Here is a 25,732-nt window from a genome sequence, read left to right as displayed (position 1 = left end):
TCGCCGGGGACGCGGCGCTCGCGGTCGCTCGTTTCGGACGTCGAGAGGGAGTCAGTCGGTCGTCGTGACCTCGAGCTCGTCGCGCTCGACGGCCAGCCGGAACGTCGGGACGGTGCGGTACTCGATCTCGACGACGCCCTTCCGGCGCAGGCTCTGGAGACCCGAGCGGACCTCCTCGGAGTCGGGATCGACGTCGTAGGCGTCCCGGAGCTTGTGTAACACCGAGACGACGCTTTCGGACTCCTCGTCGGGACCGGCGAGCACCTCGACGATCCGGGCCTGGAGCTCGGGCACCCGGATCTTGGAGGGGGTGCCGTCGTCGGGGTCGCTCTCGACGCCCGGCTCGACGTCGACGAGGTCCGCTGCCTCCGCGGTCGCCCGGATCAGGCTGTTGTCGTCGCGGAAGTAGTAGTCGCCGAGCTCGTTCTCGAGATACTGGTGGACCTCGCTGCCGCTTTCTAACCCCCACCGATCCTGCAGCTCCGAGTTCTTCGTCGGCTGTAGTTCCACCACGTCGGCCAACCGTTCCGTGGCCTCGTCCGAGAGCGTCATCGCTCGGAGATACGCGGATCCGGTACTTTTGCGTTGTGTCCCGCCGCGGCGGGTCGCGATTCGATCAGTCCCCGAGTACCGGCACTGGAGCGGTCGTCTCGAGGGTTTCCTCGACCTGGGTGTAGACGAGGATCGCCCCCAGCGCGGCGAGCACGGTGCCGAAGGCGAAGGGAACCCAGAACCCGTAGCCGATCAGCGCGCCCGAGGAGAACGGGCCGATCGCGATCCCGAAGCCGAAGGCCATCGTCAGCACCGAGAGCTTCGACCCCGACTCGCCGTCGCCCGCGAGGTCGCCGGCCAGCGCCAGCGCGGGTGCGAACACCATCGCACCGGCGATCCCCTGGACGAGGCGGGCCAGGAACATGGCCTCGGAGCTCGCGACCAGCCCCTGGGCCATCGTCGCGGGGACGAGGACGATCATGCCCGCAAGGATGAACGGCCGTCGGCCGTACTGGTCGCAGGCCCGGCCGATCGGCGTCTGCAGGAGGATCTGGGCGAGGATGAACGCCGCGAACTGGAGGCCGAACCAGGTCGACCCCTGGTCGAGGTGGTCGTTGACCTGTGGCTGGATCGTCGCGAACAGGGCGATCGCCGCCGCCATGAACAGCGAGACGACGCCCAGCGTGAAGATCGGATCGAGCAGGTTCTTCCCCGACGAATCGAAGACGTCGATCGAGAGATCCGCGCCCGCGGTCGCGCCCGTCGACTCGGGGTCCGTGATCAGAACCGTCACCAGCAGGTAGCTCAACGTGGCCGTGATCGCGGCGACGTAGAAGGCGGCGTCGAAGCCGCTGATCGCCAGCCCGCCGGGAAGCGGGTAGGGGCCGGCGCTGACGACCGCGCCGGCGGCGACGGGGCCCGCGCCGAAGCCGACCAGCCGGAACGTGTTGTAGACGCCCATATTCCCACCCCGGTCGCCCGTCGTCGCGAGTTCGTTGACCAGCGCGACCGACGCGGGGATGATGAAGGCGACGCTGATCCCCTGGAGGCCGCGGATCACGAGCAGGGAGACGTAGGTCTCCGCGAAGACGTACGCCAGGTTCGTCAGCGCGAGTCCGCCGAGGCCGACCAGAATGAACGTCTTTCGCCGCCTCGTTCGGTCCGAGAGGCGGCCGGTGAGGGGCTGGAAGGAGCTGTTGAGAAAGCCAAACAGCGACAGGATAACGCCGATGATCATCGCCTCGCTGAGGCCGAACGTCGGCCCGCCGACGACGTCGTCGGCGACGTACAGCGGGATCACGATGATCAAAAAGGAGTTGCCGACTCCGTCCGCCATCCGGGCGAACGCCAGCGCGAGCACTCGCCTGTCGACGGCGAACTGCGCGAGAACCCAGTGAACGAGACGCCGCATCGACTCGAACTGCGTAACCCATCCCGATTATCGTTTCGAATCGAAATGGCGACCGGGAAGACAGTCAGGTTCGGCTGCATCGCTCTACAAGACCCTGGCGCGCGTCCCCCTCGTATGGAGGAGGTCAAACTCAGTCGAATCGACGACACGTTCGAGCGCCTCGAGTACCCGGTCGAGGCCGAGACGGCGGCGACCGAACTCGAGGGCGTCACCCTGCTGCTGGCCGATGGCGAACGCAACCTGGGCGAGCTGATCGAACGAAGTACGAGCGATCGGTTCGAGTCGGCGAACGATCTCGAGGCCGAACTGCACAACGTCCTGCCGCGGGAGGCCGTCGGCGAGCCGTACCAGTCGGAGGGAGAAGGCTAACACCCAAACGGGTCGTTTAAGTCGCTCCATCGACGTATGCCGGACAACGATGGAATTCTGCGACGAATGCGGTTCGATGATGAAAGCCGACGACGGCATCTGGGAGTGCGGGAGCTGCGGCTTCACGAAGCCCCAGGGCGACGCCGCCGAGTACACGCTGACCGACGACCAGGAGGCGTCCGAGGTCATCGAGTCCTCCGAGGAGACGTCGCTGCCCGAAACCGACGCGCACTGTCCCGAGTGCGGTCACGACCGCGCGTACTGGTACATGCAACAGATCCGCGCGGCCGACGAGTCCGAGACGCGGTTTTTCATCTGTAGCGAGTGCGAGTACAAGTGGCGCGAGGACGACAACTAACGAAATTTTACGTTGCAGTCTGTCGCGGCCGCGGCGATACCGCGGCCGCGACGTCCCTCGGTGAAATTTCGATCAAAAGCACTTCTCCCTCCGTTCCGAACGCGTGGCGTTCTCAGCTCACGGCTTCGCCGTTCGCTCGATCGCGGCGCTACGCGCCGCGCTCTCCACGTCGGTCGTCGGCCCGCTCGCTCACCCTCCGGGTTCGCTCGCGGTAAGTGTCGGTAAACAGCCTGCCCTCCCCCGAGTCGCGGACTCCTCGTAGTGCTCGGAGTCCGTTCCCGGACAGTTTCCCTCGGGAGTAGTAGAACAGAACTACTCGTTCCGGGCGAGCGTCAGGTATCCCGTGTGGCCGACCGGAGCCGTCGAGGGTCGGGACCCTCGGTCGTCGAACTGCATCTCCCGCTGGATCGTCTCTCGGGTACGGACGTCCGACAGCTCGGCCGCTCGAGCGGCCTCGACGACCTCGCGGGTCGACTCGATGAACGGGCTGTACACCGCGAGGAACCCACCCTCGACGAGCAGCTCCGGAACGCCCTCGACGACGTCGGGCGCGTCGCCCGTATCGAGGGTGACGACGTCGAACGACGACGGCTCGAGGTCGCCGAGTTCCTCGGTCAGATCGCCGGTGCGGACGTCGACGCGGTCGGCGACGCCGCCCAGTCGCATGTTCTTCCGGGCGACGTCGGCGAACTCCGGATCGCGCTCGTAGGTGACGACCGACGCGCCCGCGCGGGCCAGTAGCGCCGCGAGCACGCCCGTGCCGGTGCCGGCGTCGAGCACCCGATCGCCCTGCGCAACGCCGGTTTCGCCGATCACCAGCCCGATGTCTCGCGGAACCATCGGCGCGCCCGTTCGCTCGAAGTGGTGGAAGAGATCCGGGCCACGGAGCCGCCGCACCCGGAACTCGTCGCCGAGATGCGTCTCGAGGGTCTCGCCGGGCTCGACGTCCTCGGGAACCTCGAGCACGCCGAGATCGGTCCCCTTCTCCTCGCCGGGTTCGACGAGATACTCGCGGTCGCCCCGAACCAGTAATACCGGGACAGTCACGCGTTACTCGAGGGCCTCGACCGCCGCGGCGAGGTCGCCGTCGTGTTCCTCGAGGGCCTCTCGGGCCTCGTCCTCGCTGACGCCCGTGCGGGTGGCGACGATCTCGACGTCGTCCTCGGGGATCGCGCTCCCGGCGTCCTCGTCGGCGCCGGCGTCGGCGCCTTCCACGGCGCCCGCCGCACCGGACTCGACCTCCTCGGGCGAGCCGATAACCTGGTAGGTCTCCTGGCCGCGGGCGTCCATCTTCGTGACCTCCGCGTCGTCGAAGACGAGGTCGTACTCCGAGGTCCGAATGATGACCTCCTCGGCGTCGACGTCCTCGACGTCGATCCCCATCTGTTCCATCATCTGTTCCATCTTGCGCGGGTTCATGCCGCCGCCTCCTCCGAACATACCCGGTACGTCGCCGCCAGCCGTCTTTTACTCTGCGGTCTCTTCCGAGCGTCGCGGATGGTCCGGAATCGGAACGGAGCGTACGCAGCAGCTTCCACGCCGGTCGATGGTCCGCTCGAGCAGGCTGGGGCCTCTCCCCGCCGCGGAGAGACGGACGTGCCGGGAGACGGGGACGGCGAACCCGATCAGCGCTCCGCGGGCACGCCCTCGCGAACGGAGACGGCCATCCCCGTCTCGAAGTCGCCCATCGCCGCGCCGTCGAGTTCGGCCGTCCCGACCGCGAGCACCTCGCCGTGCTCGTGGACGACGACCACCTCGTCGCCCGGGCGGATCTCGGAACCGGCCTCGAGGACGAACTTCGCGAAGACGTTCTTCTCCTCGCGGACGAACGGTTCGCTCTCGTCGTCGACGACGACGCGGTAGGCCGGTCGCTCGAGGGCGGCGTCGAGCCGTCGCCCGCCCTCGATCCCCAGCGTGAACCGGCCGTCGATCCCGAAGGAGACGAGGCGGCCGTCCTCGCAGTGGATCTGCTGGGGTCGCCCCGAGGAGGTGCGTTTGACCGTCAGCGACTCCGTCGGCGGGAAGAGGCTCGCGCCCGCGTCGGCGCCGAACTGGTAATCGGCGATCGTCCGCAGCGCCGGCAGGCCCGCGTTTCCGTCGGCTGGATCGCTCATAGCCCGCGTTCGGCGCGGGCGGTCGAAAGCCCTTCGACCTGCCGGCGACGGCGTTCGTGATCCGCTGACAGCTACCGTCTCGCGACTGTCATCAGGACCGTTATGTAGGTCGGCGCCGATTCGACGATCGAATGGATTTCACGCAGGTCGTTCTCGGACTGGCGTTGCTCGCGGTGAGCAGCCTGACGTTCGCCGGCCCGTCCGCGCTCGAGTCGCACGTTCTCGTCTACGTGCTCACGGGATCGGCGCTGGTAATCGGCGCGGGCGCGCTGTGTGCCGACCTCGCCCGCGACGCTCGCGTCTAGAGCAGGAACGTCTCGCGGCGCGAGTCGAGGTCCAGAAACGAGTCGGCCTCGGCGATGAGCTCCTCGGCGGTCGAGGCCTCGAAGGCCATCACTTCGACGCGGACGCCCTCGTGGCGCAGGTGTGAGCAGAGCCGCGAGAAGTCGCCGTCGCCCGTACAGAGCACGAGCGTGTCGATGTGGTTCGCAAGCGTCACCGCATCCAGACTCATCCCGACGTCCCAGTCGGCCTTCTTCGACCCGTCGGCGAACGTCTTGATATCCTTGATCTTCGTCTCGAAGCCGATGTCGATCAGCGCCTCGAAGAAGCTCTCCTCCTCGGGCGAGTCCGCGCGGATGACGTAGGCGATGGCGCGAGTGAGCTGGCGGCCCTGTACCGCCTTCTCGAGCAGCGAGGAGTAGTCGATGTTTCGGCTGTGGAGGCTCTGTGCGGTGTGATAGAGGTTCTGCGCGTCGACGAGAACCGCGACGCGTTGCCCCGAGTGGATCTCCGTCATACGGTCACTTGGGTCGACCACCCATAAAAAGTCGCGTCGTTCGCCTCGACGACGGTCCGGGACGGCGACCGAGCGCTTCGACCGCCGGATCGGGCGTCCGTTCGACGGACTCGAGCAGGACGTGGCGCTCACCGTTCGGTTCGAAACGGCCGCGAAAACGGGTCGACGGGCGTTAGCTGCGAAGCTTCTCGATGCGCTTTTCGGTCGGCGGGTGGGTCGCGAACACGGTCGCGAGCAGTCCGCGCTCGGAGTTGAAGATACAGAGCGCGGCCTGTCCCTCGTCGACGGTCGACTCGCGGTTCTCGGCGCCCTTCGAGATCTTCTCGAGGGCTCGCGCGAGCGGGTCGCCGCTGCCGATGTACTGGCGAGCGTCGTCGTCGGCGACGTACTCCCGGTACCGCGAGATAGCCATTACGAGGACCGTGACGAGCATCTGGGCGAAGATCGAGAGGATCCAGCCGACGATGAAACCGCCGGGGTTGTCCTCGCCGCCGAAGACGTAGACGAAGTAGACGGCGTAGCCGACCATCATCCCGATCGAGCTGCCGACGGTCATCATCAGCACGTCGCGGTTCTTGATGTGGGCCAGCTCGTGGGCGATGACGCCCTCGAGCTCGTCGCGGTCGAGCAGCCGGATGAGTTCCTCGCTGACGACGACGACGCCGTCGCCCTTTCGACCGGTCGCGAACGCGTTCGGGACGCCCATCTGCTGGACCATCAGCGTGGGCTTTTTGATGCCCATGTCGCGGGAGAGCGACTCGGTCATCCGGTGGATATCGGCGTACTGCCCCTCCTCGGGCATCGCTTCGGCTTTCCTGGTCGCCATCCACTTGCCGAGTTTGTACTGGAGGAACGGGAACGTCACCAGCAACACCAGGACGATCGGCCAGCCACCTGTCCCCAGGAACGCGAGGCCGACGGCCCCCACGAACAGGTACAGCGCCGCCAGCATCGAGCCGACGACGAACATTCGCACTTTCAGTCCGAAGTCTGTCATACCCCGAGGTAAGGGGTCGTGATGTATAAATTTCGCGGGTTGATTCGACAGACGGCGCGGCGGAGCCTGTCTCATCTCGGCTCGTCCGCCTCGAGTTGCCGCAAGAATCGCAGGACAACGAAATCCATAAGTTCGTCCCGGTTGGCCTTCCGGGTATGCCACGCACCGCTCGCGCGATCGTCGGACCCATCGTGAGCGGAGCGAGCGCGGCCCCCTTCTCGAAAAAACGCGTCTGAGAGTGCTCGTGGCGAGCGTGGCGACCTCGTCTCGGGCGCGCTCCGGTGTGCGGTTTCCCAGAATCGTTCGACGAACGCACGACCACCACACGACACAGACATGACATCCAACATCGACTTCAGCGGCGTCTTCCCGGCTATGTGTACGCCGTTCGACGAGGACGAACAGATCGACTTCGAAACACTGCGGACCGACGCCCAGCGACTCGAGGAGGCGGGCGTCGACGGGCTCGTTCCCGTCGGCTCCACGGGGGAGTCGGCGACGCTGACCCACGACGAACACGTCGAGGTCGTCGAGGCGGTCATCGACGCCGTCGACGACGTGCCCGTCATCGCAGGCTCGGGCTCGAACAACACCCGCGAGGCCCTCGAGCTCTCCGAGCGCTCGGCCGACGCCGGCGCCGACGGCCTGCTGCTGATCTCGCCGTACTACAACAAGCCCGAACAGCAGGGCTTCGTCGACCACTACGAGAGGATCGCCGACGCCGTCGACCTGCCCCAGATCGTCTACAACGTCCCCTCGCGGACGGGCCAGAACATCGAGCCCGACGCGGCCGTCGAACTCGCAGCCCACGAGAACATCGCGGGCTACAAGGCCGCGAGCGGCGACCTGGGCCAGATCGGCGAGGTCGTCGAGCGCACGCGCGACGAGGACTTCGCGGTCCTCTCGGGCGACGACGCGCTCACCCTGCCCGTCCTGTCGGTCGGCGGCACCGGCACGATCAGCGTCTCGGCGAACGTCGAACCCGAGCGGACCTGCGCGATGGTCGGGGCCGCCCTCGAGGGCGACTACGAGCGCGCCCGCAAGCTCCACCACGAGCTCGGGCCGCTGTTCCGGACGCTGTTTATCGAAACGAACCCGATCCCGGTCAAGGAGGCCATGGAGATCCGCGGCTACGGCCCCGCCCGGATGCGCTCGCCGATGACCCGCCTCACCGACGAGAACCGAGCGCTGCTCGAGGACGTCCTCGCCGACCTCGAGGACGAGCCGACGGCGGTCGCCGACGCAGAGGCCAGTCCATGACGGTCGGGATCGGCGTCACCGGAGCGACGGGGCGGATGGGCCGCGAGGTCGTCGCCGCCGTCGCCGATCGCGAGGACTGCGAGGTCGCGTTCGCGGTCAACCGCGACCCCGAGGGCGAGCGCGTCGACGGCGTCGAACTCGAGGCCGCGGCGCGGTTCGACGCGCTGCTCGCGGAGCGCGAGCCCGACGCCGTGATCGACTTCACCGGACCCGAGTCTGCCGCGGACTACGCCCGGGCCTGCGCCGAGACCGGCGTCGCCTTCGTCACGGGGACAACCGGGTTCGACGACGACGGGCTCGCGGCGCTCGAGGACGCCGGCGAGGAGGTTCCCGTGCTCCACGCGCCCAACTTCGCCCGCGGGGTTCAGGCGTTGGTCAACGTCGTCGGCCAGGCGGTCCGGAACCTCCCGGGGTACGACGTCGAACTCGTCGAGACCCACCACAACGGGAAACGCGACGCCCCCAGCGGCACCGCGAACAGACTGCTCGACGAGATCGAGGCAAACGGCGACTTTGCCGGGCGCACGCACGGCCGCGAAGGCGAGGCCCCCCGCGAGGACGGCGAGATCGGCGTCCACGCGCTTCGTGCTGGCAACGTTACTGGTGAACACGAGGTCGTCCTCGCGGGCAACGACGAAGAAGTCCGCCTGACCCACCGCGCCGAGGACCGCGGCGTGTTCGCCGCGGGTGCGGCCGACGCCGCGGTCTGGATCGCAGGACGGAAGGCGGGGAACTACGACTTTGCGGACGTGATCGACGAATGAGCACGCTCGAGAGCGAGATCGGCGAGCTGTGGGATCGCAAGCAAAACGGCGAGGTCGACGCGGGGTCGGCCGGCGAGGACGAGCACGCGACCCTGGAGGCCTTTCTCGAGGCCCTCGAGGACGGCGAGGTCCGGGCCGCCGAGAAGAACGGTGGCGAGTGGGAGGCAAACGAGTGGGTCAAGCAGGGAATCCTTCTGAACTTCGGCCTGCGCCAGAATCAGGCCTACGAGTACGGCGGCGTCGACCACTACGACGTCCTCCCGCTGCGCGAGACCGACGACCTCGGCGAGCGCGGGACCCGGAACACGCCCGACGGGACGACGATCCGACGGGGCGCCTACCTCGGGTCGGACTGCATCATGATGAGCCCGAGCTTCGTCAACGTCGGCGCCTACGTCGACGACGGCACCCTCGTCGACTCCTGTGACACGGTCGGCTCCTGTGCCCAGATCGGCGCGGACGTCAAGCTCGGCGCGAACACGCTGATCGGGGGCGTCTTAGAGCCCGTCGAGTCGGCGCCCGTCGTCGTCGAGGACAACGTCTCGCTCGGTGCCGGCTGCCGAGTGACCTCCGGGTTCGTCGTCGGCGAGAACAGCGTCGTCGGCGAGAACACCCTCCTGACGCCGCGCATCCCCGTCTACGACCTCGTCGAGGAGGAGGTCGTCTACGGCGAGCTGCCCGCCGATCGCCGGGCCTTTACGCGGTTCGTCGAGTCCTCGGTCAGCGACCACGACCTCTTCGAGGGCGGGGCCTACAAGCCCGCCGTCGTCGCCACCGACCTCGAGACCGAGACCCTCGAGGCGACCGAGCGCGAGGACGCGCTCCGGGAGTAAGACTCGACCACCGTTTCGTTCGCGGTCGTTCTGCGACGGCTGTCGGTGCGATAGGCACCCAACCGTTAGCTTCTCCAGAAGTACCAGATTAGCATATATCTAAATAGATGGAGGGTAGTGCGAAACCCTCTCGATCGAACAGCTCAGAATCGAACCGCCAGCCACCGGGGCGAAACCTCCCTATTGTAGATTTGTAGGCCCTATTCAGCGCCTCATCGTATCAGTCGGTTATCTTTCCGAAATCGGTCACCGATATTCGATATCCCTCTCAGAATGCGGGTGTTCGCCGCTCAGCAGCCCCAGATCGATCGACCTTCGAAGTTATCTCGGTACCGAGAGACTCTGCCGAAACGAGGTTAGAATATGTTTGGAAGAATAGATTAAGTCCGAATGCTTCTAATTCTGTCATTCGCACGATCTCGAGCGCCGTCGTGCGTTCCCGGACGGACGCGGTCGACGGAGCGAACATGAGAATCGTTATTGTACTCGGTACTGTCGCGGGCGTATGCGCATCGACGACGAGAACGGAGTCCGAACGATCACCTTCGACCGGCCCGAACAGCTGAACGCGTTTACGGCGAGCGAAGCCAGGAAGCTGGCGGCGGCCATCGAGGAGGTCGACGAGGAGGAGTACGACGCGATAGTGCTCACCGGCGAGGGCGAGGCGTTCAGCGCCGGGGGCGACCTCGAGGCGATGGCCGAACGCGAGGAGACGCCCAAGGAGTCGTACGAGCGGACGACCGAAACGCTGGGACGTGTCGTCGAGACCGCGCTCACCTCACCCGTTCCGATCGTCGCGAAGGTAAACGGCGACGCCGTCGGCGCCGGCCTGGCCGTCACTGCGGTCAGCGACTTCGCCTACGCCGCCGAATCGGCCTCGTTTAGCTGCGCGTTCGTCCGCGTCGGGCTCGTCCCCGACACCGGCGGGACCTTCCTGCTCCCGCAACTGATCGGACTTCGGGACGCCAAGCGACTGGCGCTGACCGCCGAGTTCGTCTCCGCTGAGGAAGCCGCGGAGCTGGGGTTGGTCAACGAGGCCGTCCCGGACGGGGAACTGGGCGATGCGGTCGCCGACCTCCTCGAGACCCTGCGGAAGCGACCGACGGCGACCCTCGGGCTCACCAAGCGGGCGATCCACGAGAATATGGGCCGGTACTGGCAGGAGGCGCTGGACCACGAGCTGCTCACTCAGTCGCTTGCGTACGGGACGCCCGAACACGAGGAGGGAGTCCGATCCTTCCTCGAGGACGACTGAGGCGCATGCTCTCCAGCCATAGAGTATGACGCTTGACGACGATGGTGTTCGAACTTGGTCGTATTCGAACACGACGGCAGAAAATCGTCTAGCAGAGCGTTAGGATCACGACACAATGAAGCCAATACTATTTACAGCAGTACGCTTGTATCTCGATATCCCGCAATCCGTTCGCTCGCCGAGAGCGGTGTTGCTTATTCGGGTTTGCTCATAATCGTGGTCGCGGTGGATCGGTCGAGTTCGTTGTAGGTGTGAGTGAACTCGTCGTAGAGATCGAACCACGCATCAGTGTGGTTTCCATCGCGTCCTCGCTTCTCAGGAAGGCATTCCTGCGACGCGACGAACCCCGCAGCGTCTCCCTGATCTTTGAGCGGCGGCGCGAGCCCGAAGGACTCGAGTTCGGGTACGACAGCAGCGAGCCAGTCCTCGCCCAGCTCTTCGACCGTCGCGTCACGAAGCCCGAAGTCGACGATAGCGCTCTCTACGTCCCGATCGACGGGTTCGAAGATCGTCAGCGCGTGCGGGAACAGACGATCGAGCGTTTCCTGTAGTTTGCCTTGCCCTTTGTCGTCGTCGGCTAACCGCTTGAGCCAGCTTCGGGCGTGTTCGAGGTGGTACCCCTCCTCGTTTTGAATCTTGCCGACACGGTCGGCGATCTTCGGATGTGTAGAGCTCTCAAGCGCCTCGAGACGAAGCTTTTCGGCGGCGTCGTACAGGTACGATCGGAGGATCGGATCGGCCCAGTTCCCTTCCTCGAACGGAAGTTCGACGAGCGTACTGTGACGGAAGTCTGTAGGATCGCGCTCGTAGACGAGATCCTGTTCTTCGTAGCCCAACTCTTCGAGGACGTCGTACCACAGCCGGGCGTGACCCAGCTCGTCCTGGGCGTTGTTCGCCAGCGCGAGATCCGACTCGAGGGTGGGCGCGCGGACCTGCCACTCGGTGTAGCGTTCGGCCAGCACGAATTCGTCGTCCGCGAGCCGTTTTATCAGCTGTTCGAGGGCGGTTTGTTCGCGTTCCTCGAGTTCGGTCGGTGTGTCAAATCTGGTTGCCATCAGTCGTCACCCCGCTGTCGCTCGGCGGTGGCCTGTTCGTCCTCGCTCTCGACGACCTCGCGGGCGTCCTCGCCGGTGGTGTTGTAGGCGGTCGCCCACCGGTAGCTCCTGTCGGTGGCGCCGCCGAAGGCGACGTCCTCGCTGTCGATCTCGCCGATCTCCTCGCGGGGGACGACCCAGAGGCTGTTGGTCGGCTTGCGGCGACCGTGCTGGATGGCGGCGAACTGTTTGGCCATCTCGCGGTCGGGCGCGTGTACGTTCCCGCAGTGGGTGTGGTACCCACCCACCTTCTCTTGACGGAACACTTCCCAGATCATGGTCAGTCGGCCGCCTGCGGCGCGTGGCCGCCGGCGGTGGTAGCGTCGTCCTCGATCGTGTTACGGACCCACTGGACCGCGTCCTGGGCCTGCTTCCGGCCGTTGATCTGTCCGAGGCCGGGCTCGTAGTCGTTTTTGGCGATCGTGAAGAACTCGTCCCAGTCGAGATCCTCTTCCTCGACGGCGTAGGTCCCGTCGTCGCGCTCGCGGATGCGGGGTTCGTCGGGGATCTCGAGGCCGTGGTTGCGAGCTTTGGGGATGTACTGGTCGAGGAAGGCGTCCCGGAGGTCGTCGTTGGACTGCTGTTTGAGTCCGACCGAGGCGGCGAAGTCGTGGTGGGTGCTCTTGTCGTCGGTCGGTCCGAAGAACTGGATGATGCGAGGCCACCACTCCTCGAAGGCCTCCTGGGTCATCCGCTGTTCCTTCCGCGAGCCGGTCATCAGCTCCTTGAGGATGTCCTCGCCGTGTTTGACGTGAAAGCCCTCCTCGAAGCAGACCTTGTCCATCGCGTGGGCGTAGGGCTCCCAGCTGGTCCGTCGCAGCGTCGCCTGCCGGCGCATCGCCGCCCCGTCGACGAAAAACGAGATCATCGGCACGTCGACCCAGCTCTTCAGCGGGTAGTGAAAGCAGTTCAGGAACTTCCCGTCGCCGTTCGCCAGATCCTCGAGCATCTCCTCGCGAGTCTTGACGCCCAGTGACTCGGCGGCACGGTACAGCAGCTGACCGTGGCCGATCTCGTCCTGGACCTTCGCCGAGAACGCCAGCTTCCGGTCGATACTGGGCGCCTGGCGGATGAACGGCCGCTCGAGGTAGGCGCCCATGATCTCGCTGTTGGCGTGGAACTCGATCATCCGCGTCGCGGCCTCCCGGTACTCCCGTGGCAGGTCGTCCGCGGGGCTGAACTCCCGTGGCCCCGCGCGCTCCGTGACTGCGTCGACGTTCATTACTCTATTGCAGAGTAGATTCCTCCATAGTGTTTCACCCCCATATGACGCGGTTTTAAATACTTTTGAGGACGTCCACAACGGTCGCCCGGGCCAAAACTTCGTTCTCAGGCGGACAAACGTCTCAACCGAATCGATCCAGTTCCGATGAATCGGCCATACTCCTCGAGGAGTACGACCTCCAGTAGTTTCTTTACTGATCGGCACACGGGTAGCGGTATGACGTCTATCGACGCCATCAAGGAACACGTCGAGAACGACCCCTACTGTGAGACGCTCGGCATCGAACTTGTCGACCTCGAGCCCGGATACGCACGCACGGAACTCGCGGTGACCAGCGATCTGACCAATTTCCACGGGACTCCCCATGGCGGGGCCATCTATTCGCTGGCTGATGCGGCGTTTGCCGCCGCATCGAACTCTCACGGCGACACCGCGGTTGCACTCGAGACGAACGTTTCCTATCTCGAGGCCGTCGACGTCGGCAGCATTCTGACTGCAACCGCCGAAGAGACACACGCTGGCGGCCGAACCGCCGAGTACAAAGTAGCCGTTACCGACGAGGCGGACGACCGGGTCGCGACGTTTCGCGGGCGCGTCTACGTCCTCGAGCAGTAGTTCCGTTGTGAACCTGCAGTCAGAACGAGACGTATCGGCAATCGACGTCTACGGATTTTCGTGAGTGATGCCGTCAGAATAAGGTACCTCGCAGTCCTTATCAGCGGTGATCGTAGACTCGCTTCACCTTCCCGACCTTGGTGCGCTCGATCCCGCCGGGCTCTTCGATCGTCAACGTATCGGGCGTGAACGAGAGCACGTTCTGCAGTCGCGTCAGGATCTGATCGCGCAGGTCGTCAACGGAGCCGTCGAAATTCGGCTCGCGCTCGATTGTGACCTCGAGGGTGTCGAGGTTGTCCACTCGATCGAGATCGATCCGGTAGTAAGGAGCGACCTCGTCGAACTCGAGAACGACGTCCTCGATCTCGCTCGGGTAGAAGTTGACCCCGCGGACGATGACGAGGTCGTCGGCGCGACCGGTGACGTTGTCCATCCGGACCATCGTCCGGCCGCACTCGCAGGTCTCGTAGCTGAGCGACGTTAGATCGCCGGTTCGGTATCGGAGGACGGGGAGCGCCTCCTTCGAGAGCGTAGTGAGCACGAGCTCGCCCTCCTCACCCTCCGGAAGGGGCTCGCCCGTTTCCGGATCGATAACCTCGGGGAAGAACCTGTCCTCCCAGATGTGGAGCCCGTCCTGGGCCTCGTGGCACTCGTTCGAGACGCCGGGCCCGATGATCTCCGAGAGGCCGTAGATGTCGATTCCAGTCACATCGAGACGGTCCTCGATCTCCTCGCGCATCGGGTCGGTACAGGGCTCAGCACCGAAGATGACTGCACGGAGGGGAAGTTTCTTGATGTCGACACCCATCTCCTGGGCCGTCTCGGCGAGATACAGTGCGTACGACGGCGTACAGGCGATCGCGTCGCTCTCTAGATCTTGGAGCATCTCGACCTGACGCTGGGTGTTGCCGCCGCCGATCGGAATTACCGTCGCGCCGAGTTCCTCGACTCCGTAGTGGAGACCCAGACCGCCGGTAAACAGCCCGTAACCGTAGGCGTTCTGGACGGTATCGCCAGCTTCGAGTCCCGCCGCCGCGAGGCTGCGGGCGACGACCTCGCTCCAGACCTCGAGGTCGTCTTCGGTGTACGAGACGATTTTCGGCTTCCCGGTCGTTCCCGAGGACGCGTGAATTCGGATGATCTCGTCGTCATCGACGGCAAACAATCCGTCCGGATACTCGTCGCGGAAGTCCTCCTTCGTCGTGAAGGGAAGTTTCGTGATGTCGTCGACCGTCTCGATGTCCTCGGGTGTGACGCCGATTTCATCGAGTTCGTCGCGATAATAGTCGACGTTTTCGTAGGCGTTCCGTACGGTCCGGCGAAGTCGGTCGTTCTGCAGCTCCCGTAGCTCCTCGCGGGAGGCCACTTCTATGTCCTTGTGTACCATCCTCAACTACCCCTCTACCGGGGTACGGTAAAAAATGATGTGGTATTTCCCCCGCTCCGAGTTCCGAAGCTATATACTAACTCGTGACAAGGCCTCGATATGCGAGACGTCTATGTTATCGGCGCGGGACAGACTCCCTTCGGCTCGTTCCCGGAACGGAGTTATCGAGACCTGTTCGCAGAGGCGTACGGAGCCACCCGTGACAGCGTCGACAACGGTATCGAGACGAACGAAATCGACGAGGCCGTCGTCGCCACTCTCGGCGTCGGTGGGCGACAACTCGGCCTCTCGGGCCCGGCGGTAACCGAACACGTTGGCCTCCACAACGTCCCCTGCTCGCGGATCGAGAACGCCTGTGGGGCGGGTGGCTTCGCCGTCCGTCAGGGAGTCCAGGCGATCAAAAGCGGCATGGCCGACGTCGTCCTCGCGGGTGGGTTCGAGGTCATGACGGATCTCTCCGGCGACGTCACGAAGTACTGGCTCGGCGTTTCCGGCGAAACCGAATGGGAGCGCCTGACTGGGACGACGTTCGCGGGCGTCTACGCCCAGATGGCGAGCGCCTACCTGAACGAGTACGACGCGACCGAGGAGGACCTCTCCCGGGTCGCCGTGAAAAACCACGGCAACGGCGCGAAGAACCCGAAGGCCCACCTCGGCTTCGAGTGCTCGCTCGAGGACGCGGTCGCCGCCCCGGCGGTCGCGGACCCGCTCAACCTCTATCACTGCTGTCCGACCTCCGACGGCGCGGCGACCGTGCTGCTGGCCAGCGAGGACGTCGTCGACGAGTACACCGACGAGCGCGTTCGCGTCGCGGGAACCGGCGCGGCCAGCGAGCGCGTCGGGCTGGCCCAGCGCGACAGCTACACCGAGATTTCAGCTTCGAGTGAGGCAGCGGACCGCGCGTACGAACGCGCCGGAATCGACCCCGACGATCTCGACTTCGCCGAGGTCCACGACTGCTTCGCGATCGCGGAGCTCATCGCCTACGAGGACCTCGGGTTCTGCGACCGGGGCGAGGCGCCCCGCCTCCTCCGCGAGGGCGTCACCGACCCCGACGGCGATCTCCCGGTCAACACTTCCGGCGGCCTCAAGTCGAAGGGCCATCCCATCGGCGCGACCGGCACGGGCCAGGTCGTCGAGGCCTTCGACCAGCTCACCGGACGCGCGGGCGACCGCCAACTCGAGAATCCCAGATACGGGCTCACCCACAACGTCGGCGGGAGCGGCGGCGCGACGGCCGTTCACGTCTTCGAAAACGAGGAGGTAGCGCGATGACGGGACTCGAGAGCGTCGGCGCGTACGCCCCCCGCTACCGGCTCACTGCGGACGCGGTCACGGACGCCTGGGGGCAGTTCCACGGCGCCGGCATCTCCGAGACAGCAGTGCCCGCGGGCGACGAGGACACTCAGACGATGGCCTACGAGGCCGCTTTGCGGGCGCTCGAAGCGGGCGAGGTCGATTCCGACGACGTCACCCACCTCTACCTCGGAACGACGACGCCCCCCTACGAGGAGGAGGCGCTCTCGCCCCGACTCGCTAGCTTCCTCGGCCTCGGCGGCGCCCTCGAGACGCGTCAGTTCGCCGGCAGCACCCGCGCCGGCGTCGACGCGCTCGCGTCGGGACTCGAGGTCGCGGACGGAACGGTGCTCGTCGTCGCGGCCGACGCCCCTCGCGGCGCGCACGACGACGAGATCGAACACGCGGGCGGCGCGGGAGCCGCGGCCGTCGTTCTGACCCCCGACGGCACCGGGTCGGTGACCGAGCGCGCGGAGCGCGTCAGCCCCTTCCCCGGGACGCGGTTCCGCCTCGCCGGCGAGGTGGAGACGACGGGACTGGGCGTCACGGGCTACGACCGGCGGGCGTTCACGGAGACGGTTACGGCCGCCGCGGACGCGCTCGAAACCGACCTCTCCGCGGTCGACGCGGTCTGCCTGCAGTCGCCGAACGGGAAGCTCCCCTACCGCGCCGCCGGGTCGCTCGGCGTCGACTCGGAGGCGCTCCAGCCGGGGACCACGGTCCACGACCTCGGCGATACGGGCGCGGCCAGCGTCCTGCTCGGATTCGCGAGCGCGCTCGAGGACGACCACGAAGAACTCGTCCTGCTCGGCTACGGCTCCGGCGGCGGCGCGACCGCGCTGGCCGTCGACGCCGCCGACGTCGCGGTCGCGAGCGCGCTCGAGGGCGGCGAGACCCTTCGCTACGGCGAGTACCTGCGGATGCGCGGCGACATTACACCCGGTGAGCCCGACGGCGGCGGCGCGTACGTCAGCGTGCCGAGCTGGAAGCGGACGATCCCGCAGCGCCACCGTCTCGTCGCCGGCCGCTGCGAGGAGTGCGGATCGATCGCGTTCCCGCCCGAGGGCGCGTGTCCAGACTGCGGCGCGCTCGAGGGCTACGACGAGGTCTCCCTCCCCGGAACCGGAACCGTGGAGGCGGCGACGGTCATCGGCCAGGGCGGCGCGCCCCCCGAGTTCGTCGAACAGCAGGCCCGTGAGGGCTCGTTCGTCAGCGCGGTCGTCGCGCTCGACGGTCCTCGAGACGACGACGGAACCGTTTCGACGCCGACGCAGGTGCTAACTGGCGCCGATGAGACCGTCGAGGTCGGCGACCGCGTCGAAGCCACGATCCGGCGGATCTACACGCAGGAGGGAGTGACCCGGTACGGGTTCAAGATGCAACTCGCGGCGGAGTAGAACAGGAGGAGCGAAGACGCGCTTACGCCCGTTCGAACACTACCGCAACGCCCTGTCCGAACCCGACGCACATCGTCGCCAGACCGTACCGGCCGTCCCGGCGCTCGAGTTCGTGCAGCAGGGTCGTCGCGATGCGTGCGCCCGAGCAGCCGAGCGGGTGGCCGAGTGCGATCGCACCGCCGTTGACGTTCAGTTTCTCGTCGTCGATACCGAGTTCGCGCTGACAGTAGCGGCTCTGGGAAGCGAACGCCTCGTTGAGTTCCACGAGGTCGAGGTCGTCGACGGTGAGGTCGGTTCCCTTGAGCGCGTCGCGGGTCGCGGGTACCGGGCCGGTCCCCATCACGGTGGGGTCGACACCGGCGACGCCGCGCGAGCGAACGCGAGCGAGGGGCTCGAGGTCGTGTTCCTCGGCGTACTCGGCGCTCGTCACGAGCAGTCCGGCCGCGCCGTCGGTCAGCGGCGAGGCGTTGCCGGGGGTGACCGTCGCCGCGTCGTCGTCGGCGAAGATGGTAGGGAGGCCGGCCAGGGTCTCGAGGTCGGTGTCCTCCCGCGGGCCCTCGTCACGTTCGACGACACCGTCTCCCGTCTCGACTGGGACGACCTCGTCGTCGAACCGGCCTTCTTCCCAGGCCTCGATCGCGCGCTCGTGGGAGCGAAGCGCGAACGCGTCCTGTTCCTCGCGACCGACGTCGTACTCCCGGGCGACGCGCTCGGCGGTCGCGCCCATCGGGAGTTCGTCGGCGTCGTATCGCTCCTTGATGTCGGGGTGGAGCCAGTCCGAGAACGGGATCCGGCTCATGTGCTCGACGCCGGCGACGGGGTAGACGTCGCCGTCATCCGTCTCAACCGCGCGGACGGCGTCGACGAGCGCCGTCAGCGACGAGCCACAGAGTCGGGTGGTCGTCGCCCCCGGAACGGTCTCGGGGAAGCCACCGGCCAGCAGCGACTGGCGGGCGAGGTTCCGGCCCTGTTCGTTCTCTTGATTCGCACAGCCGAGACGGAAGTCGTTCCACTCCTCGGCCGGGGCATCCGTTCGCTCGACCAGCGATTCGAGCACAGTCGTAACGAGGTCCTCGGGGTAGACATCGGCGAGTCCACCGTCTTTCCGCCCCTGTGGGGTTCGCACTGCGTCGACGAGTACGGCCTCAGCTCGGGTCATCGACCGAGAAATCGAACGGTCAATAGTTAAGTTTTGCCTCGTGCACGGTTCTGAGCCGTCGGTCCGTGGAACAGTACACATGGATGATCATTCGATACAGTTTTCAACGAGGACGGTATGCTATGTGATAGGTAACACTCACCGCGTGGTAGCGAGTTAGCCGAAACGGCCGATTCGCGCCGACGGACAAGCTGGTCGCCCACCGAACGGGCCGGTGCCAGTACCGCAGCAGTGTCGACGCTACCGGCCCCACGTTGTACGCACCCAGGGCGCTACTCATCCGGGGGTCGGTCGGATCAGAACCCTCTCTCGAGGTCACGATGTCAGGAAACGAAACCGCATCGGCGGGGCAAGACGAGCCCGCCGATTCAGACGCACGCACCGCTCTCGAACAGGATCCGCAGGGACAGCAGCTGCTGTCACGACTACTGCACGTAGATTTCCGGGCGGGTGCCCGCGACTCCATCGGAATTCTGTTGGGGCTCATCCCGTTCGCGCTCGTGTTCGGGATCGCCGCCGACGGCGCGGGGTTGTCGATCCTCCAGACGGTTGCGATGTCTGCGGGAATCTTCGCGGGCACCGCACAGCTCGTCATGGTCGAGTTGATGGCCACGAACGCGGGACTCGCGATCATCGTCCTCACCGGGCTCGTCATCAACCTCCGGATGCTCATGTACTCGGCCTCCATCGCACCGCATTTCACCGAGTACGGAAAGCGAACGCGGGCGTACCTCGCGTACTTCCTCACCGACCACGTCTACGCGGTGTCGATCGGCGAGTACGCCGACGAGTCCCGTGATCGAAACAAGCGGCTGTACTACCTCGGACTCGGCGTGAGCATCTGGCTCGTCTGGGTCATCACGACGGTAATCGGGTACGTCCTCGGAGCCGGCATCCCGGCCTCGCTGAACCTCCAGTTCGCGATCCCGCTCGTCTTCCTCGCGATTCTCGTCCCGGCTATCGACGCGTATCCCCAGCTCGTCGCCGCGCTCACGAGCGCGCTCGTCGCGATCGCCGCGGCGCTCGCCGTCTCCCAGACCGGGCTCCCAGAGGGTGCTGATCTGCTCATCGCCGCGGGCGTAGGGATCGGTGCCGGCGTCGCGGCCGAGGAGGTGATGGGCCGATGAACGGGTACTCGATGCTCAGTATCTGGGGCGTGATCGTCGCGATCGCTGTCGCCACCTACCTCATCCGGTTGTCGTTCATCCATCTGTTCGGTCGGGTCAACCAGGTTCCCAGAAGGGTCAAGCGCTTCCTGAAGTTCGTTCCCGCAGCGGTGCTGGCGGCGCTCGTCGCCCCCCAGCTCGTCACGCCGAGTGCGGCAGTCACTGAGATGGTCCTCGACGAGCGCCTGCTTGCGGGTGCCGTCGCCGCCGGCGTCGCGTGGTGGCGGGGAGATATTCTGTTGACGATCATCACCGGGATGGTCGCCCTCTGGACGTTCCAGTTCCTTCTCTTCTGAGGGAGTCCGGATTTCGGGAACGGAAACGGCTTTGACCCGCCTCGTTCTATGCGTCGCGTATGCGAGTCGCAGTACTCGGAGCCGGCACGATGGGCCACGGCATCGCACAGGTAACCGCAATGGCAGGTCACGACGTCGTCGTCCGGGATATCGAGACGGCGTACGTCGAGGACGGACTCGAGTCGATCGAATCGAACCTCGAGGGCGGCATCGAACGCGAGAAGGTCACCCGCGAGGAGGCCGACGCGGCGCTCGAGCGCCTCTCGGGAACCACGGATCTCGCCGAGGCGGTCGAGGGGGCCGACGTCGTCGTCGAGGCCGTTCCGGAGGACGTCGACCTGAAGAAAGAGACGATGGCAGACGTCGAGAAACACGCCGACGACGAGACGGTCATCGCGACCAACACATCCTCGCTCTCGATCACCGAAATCGCGAGCGCCGCGGAGCGAGACGGGCTCGTCGTCGGGCTGCATTTCTTCAACCCGGTCCACATTATGCAGCTCGTCGAGATCGTCGTCGCCGAACAGACCGACGACGAGACGCTCGAGTTCGCCCGGGAGTTCGTCGAGGATATCGAGAAGACCCCCGTCGAGGTCACCGACTCGCCCGGCTTTGCGTCCTCTCGGCTCGGCGTCGCCCTCGGCGTCGAGGCGATCCGGATGGTCGAAGAAGGCGTCGCGGACCCGCGGGACATCGACGCCGCGATGGAGCTCGGCTACAACCACCCGATGGGACCGATCGAACTCGGCGACGTCGTCGGGCTGGACGTCCGCCTCGACATCCTCGAGTACCTCCGCGAGGAGCTCGGCGAGCGATTCCGGCCGCCCCAGGCGCTCAAGCGGAAGGTGCGTGCGGGCAAGCTGGGCAAGAAGACCGGCGAAGGGTTCTACGTCTGGGAGGACGGCGAGATCGTCGGCGTCAGCGGGGAGGTAGACGAATGAGCCTCCCCGAGAGCCCCGTCGAGGGAACTGCGGAGATCGACGCCGTCGCCGCGGACTGCGAGACGGTTCACGCGAGCGTCGGCGACCGCATCCCCGGCGTCGCGACGGTCACCCTCGACCGCCCGGAGGCGCGAAACGCGTTGAACGCGCAGGTTCGCGGCGAACTGAAGGACGTCCTCGCGGCGGTCGCGGAGAGCGACGTCCGGGTCGTCGTCCTCACCGGCGCGGACGAGGCCAAGGCGTTCGTCGCCGGCGCCGACGTCGGCGAGTTCCGCGACCGGAGCGCTCTGGACCAGCGCGAGGCCTCGAGCCGACCGCGGGTGTACGAGGTCGTCGACGACTTGCCCCAGCCAGTTATCGGCCGACTCAACGGGCACGCGCTGGGCGGCGGCTGCGAACTCGCGCAGGCCTGCGACGTCCGCATCGCCCACGAGCGCGCGAAGATCGGCCAGCCCGAGATCAACCTCGGTATCATGCCCGGCGGTGGCGGCACTCAGCGCCTTCCCCGGCTCGTCGGCGAAGGCCAGGCGATGCGGCTGATCCTCTCGGGTGAACTCATCGACGCCGAGGAGGCCCACGAGATCGGTCTCGTCGACGGGGTCTGTGCGGATTCGGAGACCCTCGACGAAGAGGTCTACGACCTCGCCGAGTCGATGGCCTCGAAGAGCCCCGTCGCGCTCGAGTTCGCGAAAAAGTCGGTGAAGGCGGCCTCGCGGATGGATCTCGAGCAGGGGATCGAGTACGAGGCGGAGCTGTTCGCCCAGCTGTTCGCCACCGAGGACAGAGACGAGGGGATCGACGCGTTCTTCGAGGACCGCGATCCCGAGTGGAACGGTCGATAACGTCTCGGTTCCGGCCGATTCGGTCCGGCTCGGGCGAGACGGTTCGGCGGCGGCCGATACGATGGACTGGCGGTACCTCGCGAACAAACCGGCGCTCGAAGGAAAACGTATTTATCATACTTTCATGAACAACAGATCATGGCATACAGTTACGAGCCACACCACTTCGAGGACTTCGAAGAGGGCCAGGAGTTCGAGAGCGTCGGTCGAACCGTGACGGAATCCGACTTCGTCATGCATTCCGCGCTTACCGGCGACTGGACGGAACTGCACACCAACAAGGAGTACGCGGAGGACGGCCCGTTCGATGGCCGGATCGCCCACGGTCCGATGACCTTCGTCCAGGCGACGGGCTTCGTCTACCGCACGGGTATCGTCGAGCGTACGGCGTACGCATTTCTGGGGATGAACTACATGGACCTCCCGAATCCCGTCTACATCGGCGACACGCTCTCGCTCGAGATGGAAGTCACCGAAACGAAGGACGTCGACCACGACGACGCCGGCATCGTCGTCCTGGATACAGTGATGACCAACCAGGACGACACCGTCGTTCTCGAGGGCGATATGAAATTCCTGATCAAGCGCAAGGAGTGACGGCGACGATGTCCGGTCGCCCTCTCGGACGCCCATAACTGGTTTCGAGACTCCATCTCGAGGACCGCGAAAACGGCGCTACCGAAGGGCCTACAGTTCGAGGAACGATTCGGCGTTTTCCCAGAGAATTTGCCGCTGTAGCTCCTCGTCGAACCCCAACTCCGCGAACTGTTCGAGCCAGCGCCCCGGCTCGAGCATGGGATAATCGGTCCCGAACATCACCTTCCCCGAGAGGAGGGTCTCGGCGTAGTGTAACACCTGGTCGTCGATGTACTTCGGCATCCATCCCGAGAGATCCATGTAGACGTTTCCCTTCTGCTGACAGATAGCGAGCTGTTCTTTCTCCCAGGGGTAGGCGGGATGAGCGATGAGGATCTGTAGATCGGGATAGTCCGCAGCAACGTCGTCGATCAACATCGGGTTACCGTACTTGATCTTCAGCCCGCGACCCCCTGGCGAGCACGCACCGAGGGTGGAGTTTCCGCCGTGGAAGACGACGGGAACGTCGAGATCCTCGATCGTCGCCCACAGTTCTTCGTGTTCGGGAGCGGAGGGATCGAACCCCTGTGCGATCTGCTGGAACTTGAACCCGGAGAGATCTAGGTCCTCAACACACCGGATCGCCTCCTCGACGCAGTCGTCTTTAAGCGGGTCGACCGATCCGAACCCGATGAAGAAGTCCGAGTACTCGTCGCGGACCTCGGCGACGTAGTCGTTTGGAACGGGCGGGTTCCCCGTATTCGTCTCCGCGTCCCAGCCGAGCAACACGGCCCGACCCACGCCGGCCTCGTGGTATTGCTCGATCATGTTCTCGTAGGTATCCGTCTCGAGGTCCGCGCCGAACCGATCGGCGGCGTCTTTCATCATCTGCCCGCCGGCGTCGTGAAGGAACTCGCTGGTCGGCTGGTGAGCGTGCATATCGATTGCGCGCGGCTCGTCGGCAGGGATAGTCGAACCCATACGGTGGACATCGTCCCGGCAGCATATATGTGTGATTGATACTGGAGGTCCTTCGGCGCTGGAGCGAACAGCGAAATCGCGACAGACGGACGACTCCGTAGCACGGCGACGTTGAACTTCGATATCGGCCAGGCGATTAGTTCCTCGCGGCGACCTTCGAAGGACGCGATCCAACAACCGATCTTATATCAGGTTAAAGATAGCAATCGGGGAATAGCAGTACAAAAACAGGTTATGAAACGTGTAGTCGATCTCGATGAGCGGGTTCCATTACAGACACAAAATCGGATTGAAGGCGCTCAAAGCGACTCTCTCCGTACTCTAGGAGCGAGTGACGAATCATATGTGCTGGAAGCCGACGCAACTCGAGAACCGACGTCGATGGAAGATAGTATCCGAGTTTCCACGTCTCAGTGCCAGTACCACGGAAGACCGGTCGGTCAGTGTGTGGATCTGATCGATCCATCCGAATCATACCGCATTCGAGAACTACCACATTCTAGTATTAAAAAATTATTTGTTATTACTCCGATGGGGTGCCCGGACGAGAGTGGCGGCGACACGCCGACTCAAGCCGATCCGGTTCGATACGAGGGCTCTTAGGTTCCACTCGAGAACCTCTACCTATGCAGCTACCACCGATCGGACTCGGTACGATGGGGATCGAGGATCCCGACACGATCGCGACGGCCCTCGAGTGTGGCTACAGACACCTCGACACGGCCCAGATCTACGGGAACGAGGCCGTCGTCGGCGAGGGGCTGGCCCGCAGTTCGATCGCACGCGAGGACGTCGCCGTCGCGACGAAGGTGTGGGCCGACAGTCTCGCGCCCGACGCCGTCCGCGAGACCACCGCGGAGAGCCTCGAGCGGCTCGGCCTCGAGCGTGTCGACCTGCTGTACGTCCACCGTCCGATCGAGGCCTACGAGCCCGAGCGGACGCTGCCGGCGTTCGACGACCTGCACCAGGAGGGCGTGATCGACGGCGTCGGCCTGAGCAACTTTTCGGTCGCCGAACTCGAGACCGCCGCCGACGTCCTCGAGGCGCCGATCGCGGCCCACCAGGTCGAGTACCACCCGCTGTTCCAGCCCGGGGACCTGCTCGCACACGCCCGCGAAAACGACTACCCGATGGTCGCCTACTCGCCGCTGGCGAACGGCCGCGCGGGCGAGATTGAGCCGGTCGTCGAGATCGCTGAAAGACACGATGCCACGCCGGAGGCGGTCTGTCTCGCGTGGCTGGCCGCCAAAGAGGGCGTCGTCTCGATTCCGAAAGCGAGTAGCCGGGAGCACCTCGAGGCGAACCTCGAGGCGCTGGAGCTCGAGCTCGAGTCCGACGAACTCGCACGGATCGACGCCATCGAGCGAACCGAGGAGCTGTTTCCGGAGTAGGACTCCGAAGACCGGTTAACTGCGTGCGGTGGCGCGCGCTGGGCGGCGACGAGCGAACAGCGAGTCGCGGTTCGACGGTGCGCGAGGGATGAGTGAGTGAGGTTCACGAACGAACGAATCGGCTGGGGAGGACGTGGAGGTTCCTTGTGTCCACGAGTTGCAGCACACTTTCTTCGGCCACTCTTCGGAGCTACTCGAACCGGTTAGTATGAACGACTGACTCACAAGTCGATTCTCTGGATCGGTTGGTTCGTTATTGTGAACTCCATACTGAGCGGTTAGCAACGAATAGTATCTACCAAACCTGACAGACAAGCGCTACTTTCATGTGATTATGTATTAAACGGTGGCATATAGTTCATGGTTTCGATACCGTCTGGATATACAAGCTATGGCGTCTTAGCTCTTGGATTACTGATGCTTGTTGCTACCATTGTACTATCTGCACAAATGACACTGGCTGCTTGTGAGTTCGATAGCACGATGTATGATATGATTGGAATTCATCCGACTCAAAGTTCAATCGAGGGAATCGTTCCACCCGGAATAGGAGGCCCTGGCCGAGGGGGAGTACTCGCCTGGAACGATGGGTGTAACGAACGTGGTAGCCCGCTTCTGTTTCCCGTATTAGGAGTCGTCGGAACGATCGCAGGACTGGGCTTTATTGTACGAGATATTTACAATCGCTCTAACTGATCACCGTGCTCTGTAGTT

29 protein-coding genes are annotated in these 25,732 nt (G+C 65.1%); 16 read left to right on the top strand and 13 right to left on the bottom strand.

The window, feature by feature from the left end; all coding sequences use genetic code 11:
- Positions 1-51: 51 nt before the first annotated feature.
- Both ACFEMD_RS12425 and ACFEMD_RS12420 read right to left on the bottom strand, forming a co-directional pair.
- On the bottom strand, positions 52-552 hold the full coding sequence (locus ACFEMD_RS12425) for a DUF5797 family protein (protein ID WP_394741309.1): 501 nt from the start codon (positions 550-552) through the stop codon (positions 52-54).
- A 64-nt stretch (positions 553-616) separates the two neighbouring features.
- The gene (locus tag ACFEMD_RS12420; protein WP_394741308.1) at positions 617-1,903 is read right to left on the bottom strand and encodes an MFS transporter; all 1,287 of its coding nucleotides are present in this window, start codon (positions 1,901-1,903) and stop codon (positions 617-619) included.
- Between the two features lie 114 nt (positions 1,904-2,017).
- On the opposite strand from ACFEMD_RS12420, the gene ACFEMD_RS12415 reads away from it, so the two are divergent.
- Complete coding sequence (locus tag ACFEMD_RS12415; RefSeq protein WP_394741307.1) at positions 2,018-2,272, top strand: DUF5789 family protein; 255 nt, start codon at positions 2,018-2,020, stop codon at positions 2,270-2,272.
- Between the two features lie 49 nt (positions 2,273-2,321).
- Positions 2,322-2,630, top strand: coding sequence for a transcription factor S (locus ACFEMD_RS12410; protein ID WP_394741306.1), 309 nt, complete (start codon positions 2,322-2,324; stop codon positions 2,628-2,630).
- A 312-nt stretch (positions 2,631-2,942) separates the two neighbouring features.
- Here the strand turns inward: ACFEMD_RS12410 and ACFEMD_RS12405 are convergent, their stop codons facing one another.
- The 3 genes from ACFEMD_RS12405 to ACFEMD_RS12395 form a co-directional block, all read right to left on the bottom strand.
- The gene (locus ACFEMD_RS12405; protein WP_394741305.1) at positions 2,943-3,677 is read right to left on the bottom strand and encodes a methyltransferase domain-containing protein; all 735 of its coding nucleotides are present in this window, start codon (positions 3,675-3,677) and stop codon (positions 2,943-2,945) included.
- Positions 3,678-3,680: 3 nt separating this feature from the next.
- A complete protein-coding gene (locus ACFEMD_RS12400; RefSeq protein ID WP_394741304.1) occupies positions 3,681-4,070 on the bottom strand; it encodes a nascent polypeptide-associated complex protein in 390 nt (129 codons plus the stop codon).
- A gap of 185 nt (positions 4,071-4,255) precedes the next feature.
- Positions 4,256-4,744, bottom strand: coding sequence for a PUA domain-containing protein (locus ACFEMD_RS12395; RefSeq protein ID WP_394741303.1), 489 nt, complete (start codon positions 4,742-4,744; stop codon positions 4,256-4,258).
- A gap of 131 nt (positions 4,745-4,875) precedes the next feature.
- On the opposite strand from ACFEMD_RS12395, the gene ACFEMD_RS12390 reads away from it, so the two are divergent.
- Positions 4,876-5,049 carry a hypothetical protein gene (locus tag ACFEMD_RS12390; protein WP_394741302.1) on the top strand — a complete coding sequence of 58 codons (174 nt, stop codon included), beginning with the start codon at positions 4,876-4,878 and terminating at the stop codon, positions 5,047-5,049.
- Here the strand turns inward: ACFEMD_RS12390 and ACFEMD_RS12385 are convergent.
- Complete coding sequence (locus tag ACFEMD_RS12385; RefSeq protein WP_278300966.1) at positions 5,046-5,543, bottom strand: LabA-like NYN domain-containing protein; 498 nt, start codon at positions 5,541-5,543, stop codon at positions 5,046-5,048. The two genes, ACFEMD_RS12390 and ACFEMD_RS12385, sit on opposite strands and share 4 nt — an antisense overlap.
- A 172-nt stretch (positions 5,544-5,715) precedes the next feature.
- Complete coding sequence (locus ACFEMD_RS12380) at positions 5,716-6,540, bottom strand: M48 family metallopeptidase (RefSeq protein WP_394741301.1); 825 nt, start codon at positions 6,538-6,540, stop codon at positions 5,716-5,718.
- Between the two features lie 336 nt (positions 6,541-6,876).
- Between ACFEMD_RS12380 and dapA the strand changes: the two genes are divergently transcribed.
- The 4 genes from dapA to ACFEMD_RS12360 all read left to right on the top strand — a co-directional run bounded on the left by dapA (position 6,877) and on the right by ACFEMD_RS12360 (position 10,652).
- The gene (dapA, locus tag ACFEMD_RS12375; RefSeq protein WP_394741300.1) at positions 6,877-7,800 is read left to right on the top strand and encodes a 4-hydroxy-tetrahydrodipicolinate synthase; all 924 of its coding nucleotides are present in this window, start codon (positions 6,877-6,879) and stop codon (positions 7,798-7,800) included.
- Positions 7,797-8,564, top strand: a complete 768-nt coding sequence (dapB, locus tag ACFEMD_RS12370) for a 4-hydroxy-tetrahydrodipicolinate reductase (protein WP_394741299.1) — start codon at positions 7,797-7,799, stop codon at positions 8,562-8,564. Before dapA ends, dapB begins: the two co-directional genes overlap by 4 nt.
- Positions 8,561-9,397, top strand: coding sequence for a 2,3,4,5-tetrahydropyridine-2,6-dicarboxylate N-succinyltransferase (locus ACFEMD_RS12365; protein ID WP_394741298.1), 837 nt, complete (start codon positions 8,561-8,563; stop codon positions 9,395-9,397). The genes dapB and ACFEMD_RS12365 overlap by 4 nt, the downstream gene beginning before the upstream one ends.
- Positions 9,398-9,902: 505 nt before the next feature.
- On the top strand, positions 9,903-10,652 hold the full coding sequence (locus ACFEMD_RS12360; RefSeq protein ID WP_394741297.1) for an enoyl-CoA hydratase/isomerase family protein: 750 nt from the start codon (positions 9,903-9,905) through the stop codon (positions 10,650-10,652).
- 194 nt (positions 10,653-10,846) lie between these two features.
- On the opposite strand, the gene paaC is transcribed toward ACFEMD_RS12360, so the two are convergent.
- From paaC to paaA, 3 genes are read right to left on the bottom strand one after another with little or no spacing between them, the layout of a single operon-like run.
- Positions 10,847-11,707 carry a 1,2-phenylacetyl-CoA epoxidase subunit PaaC gene (gene paaC, locus ACFEMD_RS12355; RefSeq protein ID WP_394741296.1) on the bottom strand — a complete coding sequence of 287 codons (861 nt, stop codon included), beginning with the start codon at positions 11,705-11,707 and terminating at the stop codon, positions 10,847-10,849.
- A complete protein-coding gene (paaB, locus tag ACFEMD_RS12350) occupies positions 11,707-12,024 on the bottom strand; it encodes a 1,2-phenylacetyl-CoA epoxidase subunit PaaB (protein WP_394741295.1) in 318 nt (105 codons plus the stop codon). The genes paaC and paaB overlap by 1 nt, the downstream gene beginning before the upstream one ends.
- Before the next feature lie 2 nt (positions 12,025-12,026).
- Complete coding sequence (gene paaA, locus ACFEMD_RS12345) at positions 12,027-12,968, bottom strand: 1,2-phenylacetyl-CoA epoxidase subunit PaaA (RefSeq protein ID WP_394741294.1); 942 nt, start codon at positions 12,966-12,968, stop codon at positions 12,027-12,029.
- A 219-nt stretch (positions 12,969-13,187) separates the two neighbouring features.
- Here paaA and paaI point away from each other — a divergent pair, with 219 nt between their 5' ends.
- Positions 13,188-13,586 carry a hydroxyphenylacetyl-CoA thioesterase PaaI gene (paaI, locus tag ACFEMD_RS12340; protein ID WP_394741293.1) on the top strand — a complete coding sequence of 133 codons (399 nt, stop codon included), beginning with the start codon at positions 13,188-13,190 and terminating at the stop codon, positions 13,584-13,586.
- A 100-nt stretch (positions 13,587-13,686) separates the two neighbouring features.
- Here paaI and paaK read toward each other — a convergent pair whose 3' ends face one another.
- Positions 13,687-14,973 carry a phenylacetate--CoA ligase PaaK gene (gene paaK / locus ACFEMD_RS12335; protein ID WP_394741292.1) on the bottom strand — a complete coding sequence of 429 codons (1,287 nt, stop codon included), beginning with the start codon at positions 14,971-14,973 and terminating at the stop codon, positions 13,687-13,689.
- A 99-nt stretch (positions 14,974-15,072) separates the two neighbouring features.
- On the opposite strand from paaK, the gene ACFEMD_RS12330 reads away from it, so the two are divergent.
- The gene (locus tag ACFEMD_RS12330) at positions 15,073-16,248 is read left to right on the top strand and encodes a thiolase domain-containing protein (protein WP_394741291.1); all 1,176 of its coding nucleotides are present in this window, start codon (positions 15,073-15,075) and stop codon (positions 16,246-16,248) included.
- On the top strand, positions 16,245-17,666 hold the full coding sequence (locus tag ACFEMD_RS12325; RefSeq protein ID WP_394741290.1) for a zinc ribbon domain-containing protein: 1,422 nt from the start codon (positions 16,245-16,247) through the stop codon (positions 17,664-17,666). The genes ACFEMD_RS12330 and ACFEMD_RS12325 overlap by 4 nt, the downstream gene beginning before the upstream one ends.
- A 22-nt stretch (positions 17,667-17,688) precedes the next feature.
- On the opposite strand, the gene ACFEMD_RS12320 is transcribed toward ACFEMD_RS12325, so the two are convergent.
- Positions 17,689-18,825, bottom strand: a complete 1,137-nt coding sequence (locus tag ACFEMD_RS12320; RefSeq protein WP_394741289.1) for a thiolase family protein — start codon at positions 18,823-18,825, stop codon at positions 17,689-17,691.
- Positions 18,826-19,145: 320 nt separating this feature from the next.
- Here ACFEMD_RS12320 and ACFEMD_RS12315 point away from each other — a divergent pair, with 320 nt between their 5' ends.
- The 5 genes from ACFEMD_RS12315 (at position 19,146) to ACFEMD_RS12295 (ending at position 22,667) form a co-directional block, all read left to right on the top strand.
- The gene (locus tag ACFEMD_RS12315) at positions 19,146-19,952 is read left to right on the top strand and encodes an AzlC family ABC transporter permease (RefSeq protein ID WP_394741288.1); all 807 of its coding nucleotides are present in this window, start codon (positions 19,146-19,148) and stop codon (positions 19,950-19,952) included.
- Positions 19,949-20,287 (top strand): AzlD domain-containing protein, encoded by a 339-nt coding sequence (locus ACFEMD_RS12310; protein ID WP_394741287.1) that lies wholly within the window; start codon positions 19,949-19,951, stop codon positions 20,285-20,287. The genes ACFEMD_RS12315 and ACFEMD_RS12310 overlap by 4 nt, the downstream gene beginning before the upstream one ends.
- A gap of 59 nt (positions 20,288-20,346) precedes the next feature.
- The gene (locus ACFEMD_RS12305) at positions 20,347-21,228 is read left to right on the top strand and encodes a 3-hydroxyacyl-CoA dehydrogenase family protein (protein WP_394741286.1); all 882 of its coding nucleotides are present in this window, start codon (positions 20,347-20,349) and stop codon (positions 21,226-21,228) included.
- Positions 21,225-22,070, top strand: a complete 846-nt coding sequence (locus tag ACFEMD_RS12300; protein ID WP_394741285.1) for an enoyl-CoA hydratase/isomerase family protein — start codon at positions 21,225-21,227, stop codon at positions 22,068-22,070. The genes ACFEMD_RS12305 and ACFEMD_RS12300 overlap by 4 nt, the downstream gene beginning before the upstream one ends.
- A gap of 138 nt (positions 22,071-22,208) precedes the next feature.
- Complete coding sequence (locus ACFEMD_RS12295; RefSeq protein ID WP_160065534.1) at positions 22,209-22,667, top strand: MaoC family dehydratase; 459 nt, start codon at positions 22,209-22,211, stop codon at positions 22,665-22,667.
- Positions 22,668-22,757: 90 nt separating this feature from the next.
- Here ACFEMD_RS12295 and ACFEMD_RS12290 read toward each other — a convergent pair whose 3' ends face one another.
- The gene (locus ACFEMD_RS12290) at positions 22,758-23,627 is read right to left on the bottom strand and encodes an amidohydrolase family protein (RefSeq protein WP_394741284.1); all 870 of its coding nucleotides are present in this window, start codon (positions 23,625-23,627) and stop codon (positions 22,758-22,760) included.
- Positions 23,628-24,253: 626 nt separating this feature from the next.
- Between ACFEMD_RS12290 and ACFEMD_RS12285 the strand changes: the two genes are divergently transcribed.
- Complete coding sequence (locus ACFEMD_RS12285) at positions 24,254-25,018, top strand: aldo/keto reductase (RefSeq protein ID WP_394741283.1); 765 nt, start codon at positions 24,254-24,256, stop codon at positions 25,016-25,018.
- Positions 25,019-25,732: the final 714 nt, after the last annotated feature.

This window comes from Natronococcus roseus (genome assembly GCF_043677095.1).
In the GTDB taxonomy this organism is placed as follows: domain Archaea; phylum Halobacteriota; class Halobacteria; order Halobacteriales; family Natrialbaceae; genus Natronococcus; species Natronococcus roseus.
This window is presented reverse-complemented; position numbering and strand designations above follow the sequence as displayed.

Bases quoted from the DNA above. Each gene is read 5' to 3' on its own strand.
- ACFEMD_RS12390 (WP_394741302.1), top strand. From the start codon at position 4,876: ATGGATTTCACGCAGGTCGTTCTCGGACTGGCGTTGCTCGCGGTGAGC.
- ACFEMD_RS12385 (WP_278300966.1), bottom strand. From the start codon at position 5,543: ATGACGGAGATCCACTCGGGGCAACGCGTCGCGGTTCTCGTCGACGCG.
- paaK (WP_394741292.1), bottom strand. From the start codon at position 14,973: ATGGTACACAAGGACATAGAAGTGGCCTCCCGCGAGGAGCTACGGGAG.
- ACFEMD_RS12395 (WP_394741303.1), bottom strand. From the start codon at position 4,744: ATGAGCGATCCAGCCGACGGAAACGCGGGCCTGCCGGCGCTGCGGACG.
- ACFEMD_RS12290 (WP_394741284.1), bottom strand. From the start codon at position 23,627: ATGGGTTCGACTATCCCTGCCGACGAGCCGCGCGCAATCGATATGCAC.
- ACFEMD_RS12305 (WP_394741286.1), top strand. From the start codon at position 20,347: ATGCGAGTCGCAGTACTCGGAGCCGGCACGATGGGCCACGGCATCGCA.
- ACFEMD_RS12420 (WP_394741308.1), bottom strand. From the start codon at position 1,903: ATGCGGCGTCTCGTTCACTGGGTTCTCGCGCAGTTCGCCGTCGACAGG.
- ACFEMD_RS12300 (WP_394741285.1), top strand. From the start codon at position 21,225: ATGAGCCTCCCCGAGAGCCCCGTCGAGGGAACTGCGGAGATCGACGCC.
- ACFEMD_RS12415 (WP_394741307.1), top strand. From the start codon at position 2,018: ATGGAGGAGGTCAAACTCAGTCGAATCGACGACACGTTCGAGCGCCTC.
- paaB (WP_394741295.1), bottom strand. From the start codon at position 12,024: ATGATCTGGGAAGTGTTCCGTCAAGAGAAGGTGGGTGGGTACCACACC.
- ACFEMD_RS12360 (WP_394741297.1), top strand. From the start codon at position 9,903: ATGCGCATCGACGACGAGAACGGAGTCCGAACGATCACCTTCGACCGG.
- ACFEMD_RS12310 (WP_394741287.1), top strand. From the start codon at position 19,949: ATGAACGGGTACTCGATGCTCAGTATCTGGGGCGTGATCGTCGCGATC.
- paaA (WP_394741294.1), bottom strand. From the start codon at position 12,968: ATGAACGTCGACGCAGTCACGGAGCGCGCGGGGCCACGGGAGTTCAGC.
- ACFEMD_RS12410 (WP_394741306.1), top strand. From the start codon at position 2,322: ATGGAATTCTGCGACGAATGCGGTTCGATGATGAAAGCCGACGACGGC.
- ACFEMD_RS12400 (WP_394741304.1), bottom strand. From the start codon at position 4,070: ATGTTCGGAGGAGGCGGCGGCATGAACCCGCGCAAGATGGAACAGATG.
- ACFEMD_RS12365 (WP_394741298.1), top strand. From the start codon at position 8,561: ATGAGCACGCTCGAGAGCGAGATCGGCGAGCTGTGGGATCGCAAGCAA.
- ACFEMD_RS12295 (WP_160065534.1), top strand. From the start codon at position 22,209: ATGGCATACAGTTACGAGCCACACCACTTCGAGGACTTCGAAGAGGGC.
- ACFEMD_RS12425 (WP_394741309.1), bottom strand. From the start codon at position 552: ATGACGCTCTCGGACGAGGCCACGGAACGGTTGGCCGACGTGGTGGAA.
- ACFEMD_RS12285 (WP_394741283.1), top strand. From the start codon at position 24,254: ATGCAGCTACCACCGATCGGACTCGGTACGATGGGGATCGAGGATCCC.
- paaI (WP_394741293.1), top strand. From the start codon at position 13,188: ATGACGTCTATCGACGCCATCAAGGAACACGTCGAGAACGACCCCTAC.
- ACFEMD_RS12330 (WP_394741291.1), top strand. From the start codon at position 15,073: ATGCGAGACGTCTATGTTATCGGCGCGGGACAGACTCCCTTCGGCTCG.
- dapB (WP_394741299.1), top strand. From the start codon at position 7,797: ATGACGGTCGGGATCGGCGTCACCGGAGCGACGGGGCGGATGGGCCGC.
- ACFEMD_RS12315 (WP_394741288.1), top strand. From the start codon at position 19,146: ATGTCAGGAAACGAAACCGCATCGGCGGGGCAAGACGAGCCCGCCGAT.
- ACFEMD_RS12380 (WP_394741301.1), bottom strand. From the start codon at position 6,540: ATGACAGACTTCGGACTGAAAGTGCGAATGTTCGTCGTCGGCTCGATG.
- ACFEMD_RS12320 (WP_394741289.1), bottom strand. From the start codon at position 18,825: ATGACCCGAGCTGAGGCCGTACTCGTCGACGCAGTGCGAACCCCACAG.
- ACFEMD_RS12325 (WP_394741290.1), top strand. From the start codon at position 16,245: ATGACGGGACTCGAGAGCGTCGGCGCGTACGCCCCCCGCTACCGGCTC.
- paaC (WP_394741296.1), bottom strand. From the start codon at position 11,707: ATGGCAACCAGATTTGACACACCGACCGAACTCGAGGAACGCGAACAA.
- dapA (WP_394741300.1), top strand. From the start codon at position 6,877: ATGACATCCAACATCGACTTCAGCGGCGTCTTCCCGGCTATGTGTACG.